11 protein-coding genes are annotated in these 14,164 nt (G+C 44.5%); all 11 read left to right on the forward strand.

Annotation, left to right across the window (positions count from 1 at the left end; translation table 11 throughout):
* The first annotated feature begins 93 nt into the window (after positions 1-93).
* The 11 genes from ACETK5_RS07575 to ACETK5_RS07625 all read left to right on the forward strand — a co-directional run bounded on the left by ACETK5_RS07575 (position 94) and on the right by ACETK5_RS07625 (position 14,126).
* The gene (locus ACETK5_RS07575) at positions 94-1,134 is read left to right on the forward strand and encodes an ABC transporter substrate-binding protein (RefSeq protein WP_394054893.1); all 1,041 of its coding nucleotides are present in this window, start codon (positions 94-96) and stop codon (positions 1,132-1,134) included.
* Positions 1,135-1,195: 61 nt separating this feature from the next.
* Complete coding sequence (locus ACETK5_RS07580) at positions 1,196-2,116, forward strand: ABC transporter permease (protein ID WP_096774428.1); 921 nt, start codon at positions 1,196-1,198, stop codon at positions 2,114-2,116.
* On the forward strand, positions 2,116-2,910 hold the full coding sequence (locus ACETK5_RS07585) for an ABC transporter ATP-binding protein (protein WP_100537944.1): 795 nt from the start codon (positions 2,116-2,118) through the stop codon (positions 2,908-2,910). The genes ACETK5_RS07580 and ACETK5_RS07585 overlap by 1 nt, the downstream gene beginning before the upstream one ends.
* Before the next feature lie 321 nt (positions 2,911-3,231).
* The gene (locus ACETK5_RS07590; RefSeq protein WP_394057352.1) at positions 3,232-3,915 is read left to right on the forward strand and encodes a response regulator transcription factor; all 684 of its coding nucleotides are present in this window, start codon (positions 3,232-3,234) and stop codon (positions 3,913-3,915) included.
* Positions 3,916-4,914, forward strand: a complete 999-nt coding sequence (locus ACETK5_RS07595; protein WP_326113069.1) for a sensor histidine kinase — start codon at positions 3,916-3,918, stop codon at positions 4,912-4,914.
* A 95-nt stretch (positions 4,915-5,009) separates the two neighbouring features.
* On the forward strand, positions 5,010-5,948 hold the full coding sequence (locus tag ACETK5_RS07600; RefSeq protein WP_394054896.1) for a VanZ family protein: 939 nt from the start codon (positions 5,010-5,012) through the stop codon (positions 5,946-5,948).
* A gap of 24 nt (positions 5,949-5,972) precedes the next feature.
* Positions 5,973-6,656, forward strand: a complete 684-nt coding sequence (locus tag ACETK5_RS07605; RefSeq protein WP_100537941.1) for an ABC transporter ATP-binding protein — start codon at positions 5,973-5,975, stop codon at positions 6,654-6,656.
* A complete protein-coding gene (locus ACETK5_RS07610) occupies positions 6,653-9,244 on the forward strand; it encodes an ABC transporter permease (protein WP_394054898.1) in 2,592 nt (863 codons plus the stop codon). Before ACETK5_RS07605 ends, ACETK5_RS07610 begins: the two co-directional genes overlap by 4 nt.
* 81 nt (positions 9,245-9,325) lie before the next feature.
* A complete protein-coding gene (locus ACETK5_RS07615; RefSeq protein ID WP_394054900.1) occupies positions 9,326-10,759 on the forward strand; it encodes a VanZ family protein in 1,434 nt (477 codons plus the stop codon).
* A 295-nt stretch (positions 10,760-11,054) separates the two neighbouring features.
* Positions 11,055-12,443 carry a helix-turn-helix domain-containing protein gene (locus ACETK5_RS07620; RefSeq protein WP_100537938.1) on the forward strand — a complete coding sequence of 463 codons (1,389 nt, stop codon included), beginning with the start codon at positions 11,055-11,057 and terminating at the stop codon, positions 12,441-12,443.
* Between the two features lie 303 nt (positions 12,444-12,746).
* Positions 12,747-14,126 (forward strand): helix-turn-helix domain-containing protein, encoded by a 1,380-nt coding sequence (locus ACETK5_RS07625; RefSeq protein WP_394054902.1) that lies wholly within the window; start codon positions 12,747-12,749, stop codon positions 14,124-14,126.
* The last annotated feature ends 38 nt before the right edge of the window (positions 14,127-14,164 follow it).

Genomic DNA, 14,164 nt, shown 5'->3' on the forward strand with positions numbered 1-14,164 from the left:
TGACTTTAATGCTTTCGTCTATGAAAGCGGGGAAGCGTTGTCGCTTTATGTAGAAAATTATTGAAGCGGTTAACAAATGAGAGGGGAATCATGATGAAGAGAAAAATGTGGTTATCACTTACACTCTCCGCAATGCTGGTTACGGCTGTAGGATGCGGGGACAAGCCGGAAGGCGGCGGTACGAGTCAAACGGGAAGCGGCGGAGAAGCGGAGAAGAAATCCTATAGCATCGCTATTTCGCAGATCGTAGAGCATCCATCCTTGGATGCAACGCGGGAAGGCATTCTGGCAGCTTTAAAGGAAGCCGGAATTTCCGAGGAAGACAATACGCTGAAAATCGATTACAACAATGCGCAAGGTGATCCAGCGAACAACCTGTCGATTGGCCAGAAGCTGAAGGATACGAAGTCGGATCTGGTGGTCGCTATCGCAACCCCGTCTGCGCAGGCAGTGGCTGAGAACGTGAAGGAGAAGCCGGTGCTGTTCGCAGCGGTGACCGATCCGATAGACGCGAAGCTGGTGAGCGACTTGCAGAAGCCAGGTGGCAACGTCACCGGGGCATCGGATACGAATCCGGAGGCAGCTAAACAGCTGATGGATTTCATCAGCACGAACTTCCCGGACGTGAAGAAAATCGGTCTTGTTATTAATGAAGGGGAAGCCAATGCAGTAGTTATGGCAAAGACGGCTGAAGAGGCGCTTGCCGAGCATGGCATCGAGCTGGTTAAGGCGGCTGTTACAAACACTTCGGAAGTGAAACAGGCGGCAGAGTCGTTAGTCGGGAAGGTAGATGCGTACTATATCACGTTGGATAACGTTGTGGTCAGCGGCGTTGACGCGATTATCCAAACGGCACAAAAGAATAAAATTCCGTTCTTCTCCAGTGACCGCGATACGGTGGAGAAGGGGGCTTTTGCAACCGTCGGATTCAAGTATTACGACCACGGCTATCAGGTTGGACAGATGGCTGTAGAGATCCTGAAAAACGGCAAGAATCCGGCGGACATGGAAGTGACGAAGCCGGATAAGCTGGATCTGATCTTGAACACGAAGGTTGCGGCTGAATATGGTATTGAAGTGACCGACGCCATGAAACAGGAAGTCAAAGACCCGGACAACAACATCATCGAGTAACTGTAAGGCGCGGAGATAACAGCCCGCGCCTTACTTCTTAATCCTTAAGGAGGTCAATGACATGCTGGATTTCGTGATGAGGCTGGATGGCCCGATTGAATTGGGGCTGCTGTATGCGCTGATGGCACTCGGCGTATATATCACGTTCCGAATTTTGGATTTTCCGGATTTAACAGTGGATGGAAGTTTTACGACAGGCGCAGCGATTGCAGCGATTCTGATTACCAACGGTGTGAATCCATGGCTTGCTACGCTGGCTGCGTTTGCCGGAGGTATGTTAGCCGGTATCTGTACAGGCCTGCTGCATACCAAAGGTAAGATCAACGGTTTGCTGTCAGGCATTATTATGATGATTGCCCTATATTCGATTAATATGAGGATTATGGGTAAGCCGAATATTTCGTTGAGCCAGGAAGCGAATATCTTCGGATCGATTGATCCGATCTATATTATGTTAGTGATTGTGATCATCGGCAAGCTGCTGCTCGATGCATTCTTCCGCACGGATCTTGGTCTTGCACTGCGCGCGACAGGGGACAACAAGCGGATGATCCGCAGCTTTGGTGCGAACACGGACACCACAACCATTCTGGGGCTCAGCATTTCAAACGGTCTAGTCGCCTTATCTGGCGCAGTTGTTGCCCAGCAATCCAGTTTTGCCGACATTAGCTCCGGTATCGGGATGATTGTTATTGGTTTAGCATCCGTAATTATTGGCGAAGCCGTGCTTGGGACCGGTTCGGTATTCAGGACAACGCTGGCTGTAGTTTGCGGTTCGATTATCTATCGGATTGTTGTTGCCGCTGCGTACGAGATTCCATGGCTGGAAGCTTCGGATTTAAAACTGATCACCGCGATCATCGTCATTATCGCTCTCGTGGTTCCGACCATCAATCGGGCGATGAAGCAGCGTTCACAGGCACGGAGGCGCTCAACCGAATTGTTAGCTACGCAAGGGAAGACCAAAGGAGGTGCGCTCTGATGCTTCAAATGAACCATGTGTCCAAGCTGTTTAATCCGGGAACGGTGGACGAGAAGATTGCCTTGATGGATGTTAATCTTCACTTGAAGCCGGGGGATTTCGTAACGGTTATCGGAAGTAATGGTGCAGGCAAATCCACGCTGATGAATATTATTTCCGGGGTAATGAAGCCGGATGCGGGTGAAGTGCGCATTGACGGCACTTCGATCAGTCATCTGCCGGAATTCCGTCGCAGCCGCTGGATCGGCCGGGTATTTCAGGATCCGATGGCGGGCACTGCGCCGCATATGACCATTGAAGAGAATCTGGCGATGGCTCATCGCCGCGGTCAGTCCCGTGGGCTCAGCATTGGCGTTACAGCCTCCAAGCGGGCGGGTTTCCGCAAGCATTTAGCGCGTCTCGGCATTGGTCTTGAGGATCGCCTCCGGGCCAAAGTGGGGATGCTGTCCGGAGGGGAGCGTCAAGCACTGAGTTTGCTGATGGCGACCTTCACGCAGCCTCAAATTCTGCTGCTGGATGAACATACGGCAGCGCTCGATCCGGCGCGTGCGGAGCTGATTACCCGGATTACCGATGACATCGTGCGGGACATGAAGCTGACCACGCTCATGGTCACGCATAACATGGAGCAAGCCATCCGTCTTGGCAATCGCCTCATTATGATGGACAAAGGACGTATCATTCTGGATGTGAACGAAGAGCGCAAGAAATCGCTGACGGTGGAGCAGCTGCTCGGGGAATTTGAGCAGATTAGCGGCCATAAGCTGTCGGATGATCGTTTGGTTCTTGGGTAAGCATCTTGCGTTGAGACGGGAAACATGTTAACGAATATAACGCTAAGCCTTCAATCTTGACAGGCTTAGCGTTTTTTTATACGTTAATTTCTTTCTGGTCAGTCACCTGCCGAGGTCGGTTCATGATATGGCTGGTGTTGATTCCATCGCTTTTTGCATGGATTCCTGCTAACGTGTTAATGTTGGGTGAGCCACATCTTGTATCGGGAATAACATCAAGAGTGTGTTTTGAAATTCCTGACGACCGCTAAGCTTGAACTAGCGGACATTTGAATGTAGGAGGCTTATTTCTTCATGGTTGTTCATAAAGATGATCTGCAAATGAAAATATTATTAGTGGAAGATGATAAAACGATCGCGTCCGGGCTGGAATATTCGCTGCAGCAAGATCGCTTTTCTACCGTTCTTTGCTATGATATCGTTTCTGCAAAAAAAGTGCTCACTGAAGATATAGATCAATTCGCTCTATGCTTATTTGATTTATCGCTTCCGGATGGAAGCGGTTATGAATTGTGCCAAATGGTGAAAGAACGACGAGATATTCCGGTCATCTTTTTAACGGCGATCGACGATGAGGTCAATGTCGTGATGGGGCTTGACATGGGAGCCGATGATTATATTACAAAGCCTTTTCGTATTCGCGAGCTTCTCTCGCGGATCAAGTCGGTCTTGCGGAGATACCATAAGTCGTCTCAGACCCAAGGGATCATTAACATGGACCAGGTTCGCATGAATACGCTGGAAGGAAAAGTGTATAAAAACGGCGCCGAAATTTCATTGACCGCTTTGGAGTATCGCTTATTATTGATTTTTGGCAACCATATTGGACAAGTTCTCTCAAGAAATCAGCTTTTGGAGCAGATTTGGGACGTGGCAGGCGACTTCGTGAACGACAATACGCTAACGGTATATATCAAAAGGCTAAGGGAAAAGCTGGAGGATGATCCGCAGCATCCTACGATGATCAAAACGGTACGCGGTTTAGGATATAAGGTCGGTGATTAGATGCTGCGTAATCGAGAGATTCGAATTTTATTGTTCATCATGGGTTCAATCAGTTTAACGGGGGTCGTTGCCGCTGCTTTCATTTCGTCTGCTGCTGCGACGCTCGTTTTCATCATGTCTTTTTTACTTGTTGGAAGCAGTCTGTTATTCACGAGATGGAGATACCGCGAACTTGAAAAGCTGTCCGTCTATTTGCGTGAAATTAACAGCGGCAATTATTCACTTGACGCTCGCGATAATCAAGAAGGCGAGCTTAGCATATTAAAAAATGATATTTATAAAGTGACGCTCATGCTATCAGAGCAGCGTTCGCTTCTGCAGCGAGACAAAACGGGGCTAACGGATGCCATTTCCGATATCTCGCATCAGCTTAAAACACCGCTTACCTCCATGACGGTCATGGCGGATTTATTAAGCAAACCCGATCTACCACCTGCGAAAAGAACGGAGTTCACCCGCAATATCCGTATTCAGCTTGAACGAATCGATTGGCTTGTTTCTTCCTTGTTAAAGCTATCGAAAATCGAGGAAAAGACCATCCAGTTCAAAAGAGATCAAGTATTCGTTCATAAGCTGATACAAAAGGCATTAGAACCGGTGTTGATTCCGATGGAAATCAAGGACCAAACGGTTTCCATCAAGGGCGATGACAGCGTCTCTTTTGTCGGTGATTTCAAATGGACGGCCGAAGCGATTATCAATATTTTGAAAAATGGCGTCGAGCACACGCATGAAGGCGGACTCATAGCCATTTCTTTTTCCGAAAATGCGCTATTTACGGAAATTATCATAGCCGATAACGGAAAAGGAATCCCAAAAGAAGATTTGCCTTATATTTTCAAACGTTTTTATAAAGGGAAAAATGCGAGCGAGGGGAGCATCGGTATTGGTCTTGCGATGGCTTACAGCATTATTGCAAGTCAGAACGGAGTGATCGATGTGACAAGCAGCGACAAGGGTACGCAGTTTCGAATGAAGTTCTATAAACAAGTGATTTAATCGTAAGTGACTAAATTGTCACCTTCATCGTCACTGAAAAGTCATTTTAGACAGATAAAATGATATTCAACAGATGAACGATGGAGGTACGGACCATGCATTTGAAGCAACAACGCAAGATTATTTTAGCTATCACGTTTTTCTACACCCTGTTTATTCTTTATTTTTTGTTTTTCGCTTTCGGCAGAGTGGGTAAGGTAGATCAAATCTCAGAGTACACCTTTATGTTTTTACCTGACAGTTTTTTTAGGGTGCCAAGTCTATCAGATCTTCTACATCCTACGCTGATGGATTTTGTGGGTTTCGGGAACATCGCTGCTTTCATTCCTTTTGGCATATTGATTCCGTTGTTATATCGGACTAGCTTTGTTCGCTTCATGATTCTGTTCATCCTGTCCATTCTCGTGCTGGAGACGATTCAGGCACTAACTTTCCTCGGCAGCTTCGACATGAACGACGTCATACAGAACTCAACGGGCGCAGCCATCGGCTTCGGGACGTACAAACTTGCCTTTCGCGCGAAAAACATCTGGAGAAATATTGTTGCTGCGGGTATTTCCAGCGTTGTTATGATGCTCGGGGTGTGGGGGATCTTCGGGGTGGTTGATCAAGTGTTCACCAAAGAGATGGGCCCCTTTGTGGCGATAAACGAATGGAAGGATAGTAACGGCAATCCATCAACGGGAACGAAACCGAACCGTCTTAAGATAGGCGGTCAAAACGTGGAACCCCAATATAATATGTACAGCATTGAAGGCAAAAACAAGGAAACGTACAGGTACACGTTAGGCAATAAGAAGGAGGTGTACCTCTTTTTGAATTATGGAATTCCCGATCAGGAGGATTCCCAAGGCAGCATTAGGGTTACCGCCGATGGACATGAGTACCTGACTGTATCTGTAGAAGCCGGACGCCATGAGCCGGATATGACCTCCATTTTTCTCCCACAGGCCAATGAGCTTACGATAACCATTGAGGGAAATGTAACCCTGTGGGATGTTGGATATAAAGAGATGGTATATAGCTGGAATTGAGCATGAAGGGAGGGAGATATGGCAATGGAAATTTTAAAGATAGATCATCTGTCTAAAATATACGGTAAAGGCGAATCGGCGGTAAAGGCGCTTGACGATGTTTCCTTTTCGGTTCGAAAAGGTGAATTTGTTGCGATCATTGGCCCGTCCGGATCGGGGAAATCCACGCTTCTGCACATGCTGGGCGGTGTGGATTTGCCGACGAGCGGCAAGGTCCTCGTAGAGGATACGGATATGTATAACTTGGACGAAACGCAGCTGGCTATCTTCAGGCGCAGACAAATCGGACTGATCTACCAGTTTTTCAATCTGATTCCCGTCTTGACGGTGGAAGAGAATATTACGCTCCCGCTCCTGCTTGATAACCAAAAGGTAGACAAGAAGCAGTTGGATGGTCTCGTGAAGACTTTGAATCTGCAGCGTCGCTTAAACCATCTGCCTAATCAATTATCAGGCGGACAGCAGCAAAGGGTGTCGATCGGCAGAGCCCTCATCAGTAATCCTGCCATTATGCTGGCGGACGAGCCGACCGGGAATCTGGACAGCAAGAATAGCAGCGAGATCATCGACTTATTGCAAATGTTGAATAAAACCTATCACCAGACATTGATCGTGATCACGCATGACGAACGAATCGCTTTGCAAGCTGACAGAGTCATTTCGATTGAAGACGGAAGGATTGCCAAAGACGAGGTGATTCGCCCTTGAATATTGTCAATAAACTCACCGTCAGACATTTGAGGCAAAACAAGAGACGAACGCTTGTAACCATCATAGGTGTCATCATGTCAGTTGCCATGGTGACGGCTGTTGCAACGCTTGGTTTTTCTTACTTGGATTTAATGAAAAGGCAAACCATCGCAGATGAAGGGGAATGGCATGTCCTATATCAAGATGTAAACAAGAAACAGCTTGCAGCGATAAAAAACGATGACGCAACCAAGACCCTTGCGATCACAAACGATCTTGGCTATGCCCCATTAGAAGGGGGACAAAATCCCAATAAGCCATATTGGTTCATCAAGGCGTATGATGCACAAGGTTTAGCGCAATTTCCGATTGAATTGAGCAAGGGGCGTCTGCCGCAAACCGACAAGGAAGTTGTGATTTCTGAAGCCGCTGCGACAAACGCCAAGGTGAAATATGAAATCGGGGATCGTCTCACTCTCCGCGTTGGCGAACGATTCGAGGTAGGGAACGATCAACCGCTGGGTCAAACGGAATCCCTGCGTATGAGAGATAACGAAAAGAACGAAACGCTGCAACATATAAAGACAAGGGATTACACGGTCGTAGGCTTCATCAAGCCTCCCGTATGGGAACCGGCGTGGGCCCCGGGGTATACGACCATTAGCTATGTCGATGAAAACCTCATCGGGGCAAACGATCGAGTCCATGCGGCGGTAGTATTGCAAAAAGTCAATCAGTCTTTGTTCGCTCATGCGGAAAACTTGGCAGAGAGCAACCATATCGAAACGGTCCAATATCATCACGATTTGCTGCATTATTATGGCGTCTCCAAAAGCGAAGCCTCGTACAGCACGATGTTCTCCTTATCGGTGATCCTGATGGCGGTCATTATGATCGGCTCGGTTTCGCTCATCTATAATGCTTTTGCGATTTCCGTCTCGGAACGTTCTCGCCATTTAGGGATGCTTGCAAGCGTGGGGGCTACGAAAAGGCAGAAGAGAAATTCGGTGTTTTTTGAGGGGGTCATTATTGGCTTGATCAGCATTCCCGTTGGGATCCTATGCGGTCTTGCCGGGATCGGCATTACCTTTCAGTTCATAAACGTTATCATTCAAGGGGCTTTAGGAATCACTGAAAGGCTAACGGTAATCGTCACGCCGTTATCGCTTTTGATTGCCTGCGCTGTTTCCATGTTGACGATTTTCATTTCGACGTATCTCCCGGCCGTCAAAGCATCCCGGATTTCCGCCATGGATGCGATTCGTCAAACAACCGATGTGAAGCTTACGGGCAAAAGCGTGGAAACGTCAAAATGGATTCGAAAGCTCTTCGGAATCGAAGCGGAGATCGGATTGAAAAACTTAAAAAGGAACAAGCGGAGATACCATGCCACCGTATTTTCGCTCGTGATCAGCATCGTTCTGTTTTTAACGGTATCATTTTTTACCGGTAATCTGAAACAATCCTTGGCCATGTCGCAGGAAGGCGTCAACTATGATATAGAACTATCTTACGGCAATGAAAAAAGAATAGACGATCGGTTGGTTCAGTCCATTGCATCCCTTTCGGATGTATCGGAATACAGCGTGATTCATGAATTGTATAGGAACGCTTGGATCGAAGAAGCGTCCATCGCCGATGAATTGCAGGAGGCGGTCAAGCAGGATAAGAGCATCCTGAAGGACGGAAAATATCCTTACGATATTAAAATCAATGCACTAAACGATTCGAACCTGCAAGCCTATGCCAAAGCAGTCGGCGCAGATTTCGAGTTACTGACGGATCCGGATCGTCCCGCCGCAATTGTGATCGATACCATCGATTATAAAGATATGGATACGGGAAAATACGTCCAAACGAAGGCTATTCATGCGAATGTCGGGCAAAGTCTCGATTTGACAACGATCCATGAGGAAACGGAACAAGAGACGGATGTAAGTAAAGTGTACATTGCGGCGTTGACGGATCAATCTCCGATGGGGATGAACTCAATCGGAACAGGCGGGTTAAATATCGTCGTCTCGGAACGAGTCCTGAATCAACTGGCAGACGATAAGAGTAGAGAGTTCGTTCAAACCTTTCTCTATCTGAAAAGTGCGGACCCGCTGAAAACGCAGCAGGAAATCGAAGAAATGAAAGAGCCTAATCTGCATGTGTACAATTTGTATCAATCCAGAAAACAGGAAGAACAGATGATACTATTGATGTCCGTCTTTTCTTATGGCTTTATCGTATTAATCTCAGTGATATGTATTGCGAATATTTTTAATACGATCGCAACGAGCATCTCGCTTCGAAAGCGGGAATTTGCGATGCTGAAATCCGTTGGAATGACGCCAAAAGGCTTTGCGAAAATGATGAACTACGAGAGTGTTTTTTATGGAGCCAAGTCGCTGCTGTTCGGGCTTCCTATCAGCTTCGTCGTGATGTATATGATCTATATGGCCTTTGCAAACAAATTTAGCTACGGATTCGTCCTCCCCTGGATGAGTATTCTATCTGTCATTGCCGCCGTATTTGTCATTGTCGGTTCTGCCATGCTATATTCCAGCGCGAAAGTAAAAAAGGAAAACATTATCGACGCGTTAAAGCAGGAGAGTATATAAAAGTGACCGGCTCTGACTTGAAGTGGCATGACAAGATAGTGTCAATCATCATCAGGATAAAATCATAAGGAGGACCTCGTCTTGGGGATCGATGAAATTTATATTAATCTACGTTTTTTATTGCTGCCGGTCATCGTAATTATCGGGATCGAATTCGTTCTAATCGGACTATATTATTACCTTTATTATAGAAATCAACAATCAGAGGGAAAGCCACGGATTCACATGAAAAAGCTTTTTCTCGGTGCCTTGTTCATCGGATATGTTGTTTTTGTGCTCGAGCTCACCATGTTCGGCCGCGGCCACTCCCATTTCTTGCAGATGAATCTCCATCCATTCAGCGGTTATATTGAAGCATGGAATAAGTATTCCTTACGTGATCTTCAGAATGGGTTATTTAATATCATCATGTTTATCCCGATGGGAATATTGCTGCCTTTCATCAGCCAAAAATGTAAAGCATTCAAGTGGCTGCTTCTGGTCGTTGTAAGTTCTACGCTATTTATTGAAACCTACCAGACGCTTACAGGCGCAGGGCTGTTTGAGCTTGATGATATCATAAACAACACGCTTGGTGGTATTTTTGGATATCAATTATACAGACTTGCTGCTTCCATTGTTCATAACAAAAGAATAAGAATGAAAAGCCTGCTGGGAAACCTGGCGATCCCTTTATTGATGGGTTTGTTATTTGTCGGCATAAATATCGTCTACTTTCAGCAGGAGTTCGGTAACCTGGCCATAAACTCGTTTACCAAATGGAATATGAAAGATGTTCATGTGACAACATCCCTTCAGCTGAGCTCGGCACCTGCAGTGGCCCCCGTCTACAAGAAAATCACTCAGCCGGAAGGAGTCGAAGCCTTGCTGCAGCAGAAGTTAGGATTATCTGAGTTGAAGGTTAAGGATCGGGATGGCGATCGTGAGGTTCTATTGAAAGATAAATCAGGAACACCATATACATTCTATCAATCCCAAGAGGGAAACTGGTCGTTAACCGAGAACAATGATACACCGGAGCGAGCTTCATTCAATGACCAAGAACTGCTATCACAAAAGGCCAGAACCATAATGGCCGATCTTGGCCTACTCCCTCAAGACGCTGATTTTACAGCATTGGATGGCGGGGAATATCAATGGTCCCTCCCGGATAAAGCGGGGTTAAACGAAAGTTATTGGACTGGCGAACTGTTACTCGCTCTTAAACAAGATGGCACTATCTACTCGATAAATAATGGGCTTCAAGAGAATCAATTTATGAAGGAAGTAGATATACGGTCTCCTGCAGAGGTATATGAGCGTATAAAGAATGGTGAATTTCCTCAAATCAAAAGAAATGCAATATTAAAGCCGGATCAACTCGTTATTAAAAAAGGTGACCGACTTGATATAACAGGGATTGAGCTATCATTCATTTATGACACAAAGAACTTCTATCAGCCTGTATACAGAGTAAACGGTGTATTTAATGGGGATACAAATTGGTTCACATTAATTCAGGCAAGAAGAAGCTAGGAGAGTATATCGTAGGTAATCGGCCCTGACATGATTGAAGTCAGGGCCGTTATTGTTGTCCAACTTTCAAAGCGCTCAGAAAATTTCGGAGCGCTTTTTCTCATCGTAGTCATCAATTTGACGATATATAAATAGTAAAGAAAAGTGTTGAATTTGGCATTTTTAAATTGTATTGGTTATTTTTTGTAAAAAAATGACGTATTTAAGTATTGACCGCTGGAATATTAATCAATATGATTACTGTATAGAGAAATATACTAATATTTGGGTTCTGATCCTAAAGGGTGGTGTTAGCTTGGAAAGGACAGCCACGATTCGCGAACAAATGGAAGAGTTTCTACATAAGAACGAAATGACGATTAATCGGTTTGCTGAGATATCGGGTGTCAATAGCGGCACGCTCAGCAACATTCTGAATGGGAACCGCCCGATTTCCATGCAGCAGTTAGACCGGATTACGTTAGGTATGGGTCTGGAAGAGGGTTATTTTTATGAGCTGTACATAGATGAATGCATTTTCCATGCTACGCCGGATTGGCGTCGTCTGGGTCCGTATCTTCACCGATGCGCTGAGCTGGGGAAGCTGGATTGTCTGGATAAGGCTGTCCGGATGACGATGGATAATATCTCTTATTCACCCTTACTCTTTGAAACGGCAGAGTTTTTTTTCAAAGAGGGAAAGCATGAAGCGGCCGTTCTGCTCTACAAAAGCGTGGCTGAGAGTGAACGATTTCAGCATTCGGAGCGGTTGGCTCTGTGTCAGTATCGGTTGTTTACGCTTGGGTTAGGCGATGATCAGGAGGTTAATTCAAGGGCTGCAGTATACTTTGAACCTTATATTGATAGATTAGATGAAGTATATCAATTGGATGCACTAGTTGATTTGATTAATGTAAATGGTTCTATACATCGTTGGGATAAAGTTGAGGAATTCGCTGAGCTAATGTTGCATAAAGCAATAATTGAGTATAAGTATATTGAGACAAAAAATCATATTGAGATAAAGAGGAAGAATCCACTTATTTTTTATATCCTATACGCACATTTATCATTAGAATATAGCTACAGTGAGCGTGGAGAATATGAAAAGGCACTATACTATGTATCACAATATGCTGATCCTTCATGGATAAGTAACGCTAATAATGAAGAACTACAAATTATTAACCAGTTTAAAGAGTGGGCAGTTGCTAACAGATATGTGTACCAGTTAATGGTCGGACAAGCTGAGGTTCTTTCTGAGTATATGGAATACGTCTCGACACGTGAAGACGAGATTTTTGTGGCAATGTGTAACATAATGATAGCGGCCAATCGACATAAATTTCAGGTAGATCATATCTTGGAAGATTACAAAGAATATTTAATCTATAAGCAACAACGAAATCACATAGGTAAAGTTAGTAAGCAAGTAACATTAGAGAGACATACGCGTTTATTGGCCGAATTAGGGATCTACTATATAAATTCGGAGCAATATGATAAAGGAATAGAATTTATATTGGAAAGTCTGGGGAGTTCCATTACAATTAATAGTAACAATGGCATGCTGAGATGCATGGGGTTATTCGAACAGTATCGTCATTTTTCATCTTTTGAATCACAAAAACGGTATACTAATTTAGTTAGCGAGGTGCAAAAATTAAATGAGAAAAAAATTGGTTTCTCTATTAGTTATGTTTAGTATCGTGTGGACATTTGCTGTTCCAACTTCAACGATTCATGCTGACAATAACAAAGAAATAGCGGTATTTTCAACTTTAACTCATGGATTTGGATCTGGCGGTACATAATTGTCTTTAAACTCGAACAGGTGGGTCATAGTAAGATGCTTCCGAGTCATCGGAGGCGTCTTTTATTATATCTTATAGAAATATTAAAGGCATGTTCAGTTCATCTACTATTGACCTAACGATTGTAAAATAATAGCATGTAATTAATTATTTACTATACTAATATTTGGTTTTCCATCTGGGGGTGTTGTTACTTGGAGACGACAGCCACGATTCGCGGAGAAATAGTTAGATATTTGCAGAATCATCGTATGACAATCAACCAATTTGCCAGGATATCGGGTATCAACAGCGGGACACTCAGTAATATCCTGAATGGAAATCGTCCCATGTCCATGCACCAGTTAGACCGGATTACCGAAGGGATGGGTCTGGAAGAGGGGCACTTTTACGAACTTTACATAACGGAAAGTATTTTTCATACCACTCCAGATTGGCGGAGGCTTGGACCTTTTCTTGAACGATGTGCGGAATTGGATAAATTGGACTGTTTGCATAAAGCTGCACGAATGACGATGGAAAATATTAACTACGCACCGATGCTTTTTGATATGGCGGAGACCTTATTCAACGAGGAGAAGCGTGAAGCGGCAGCTTTGTTATATGAATGTGTGGCTGAGTGTGAAAAGTTTCAGTATTCCGAACGGTTAGCTCTTTGTCAGTATCGATTATTCGTAATCGGATTAGGTGAGAATCAGGAAGAGAATTTACAAAAAGCAGTATACTTTGAACCCTATATCGATAGATTGGATGATATGTATCAATTGGATGCGTATGTTAAGCTGATTAATGTGAATATATCCTTACAGCGGTGGGATAAAATTGAAGCTCTTGGCAAAAGGATGGGACATAAAGCTAAAATTCATTATCAACAAAATAGAAATATTTTTGGTGCTTACGAATATCCAAAGAAACCCTTTATATTTTACATATTATATTCGTATTTAATTCAGGCCTCTTCGCATCAAGAACGTGGAGATTACGATAATGCATTTTATTATGTATCATTATATGAAAATCCTGATTGGATAAACAAACCTAGTGAGGAAGAATCACTGATTATGGAGCAGTTCAAGGAATGGGCTGAGGCTAATCGGTATATGTATGGTTTAATGAGCGGACAACCAGATGCTTTAAACCGGTACGTAGATTATGTGGACTCAAGGGAAGACGAGATTTTTTTGGCGCTATGTAATATTATGATCGCAGCCAATCGCTATCAACTACATATCGATCATATATTGGATCGGTATAAGGAGCATTTGGTTTTCAAAGAGAGGCAAAATCAGCTCGGAAAGGTTAACGATCAGGTCACAATAAACCGATACACCCGCCTCCTCGCCGAGTTAGGGATATACTATTTAAATGCTAAACAGTATGATTGGGGGTTATCCTACATCCTGGACAGCCTCGCGTACTCGATAAGAATCAAAAGTGATAACGGGATGCTGCGGTGCATGGGAATCTTCGAGCAGTTCCGTCAGTACGCATCCGAGGAAATACAGAAACGGTATAATGAATTCATTCGTGATGTCCAAAAATTATCCGTGTATGCTTGGAGCCCGCTTGTGTAGGGGGGAAATGCTAAATATAGATTTTTCTGGGGGTGTTG

Source organism: Paenibacillus ilasis, assembly GCF_043195395.1.
Lineage (GTDB): Bacteria > Bacillota > Bacilli > Paenibacillales > Paenibacillaceae > Paenibacillus_AQ > Paenibacillus_AQ lautus.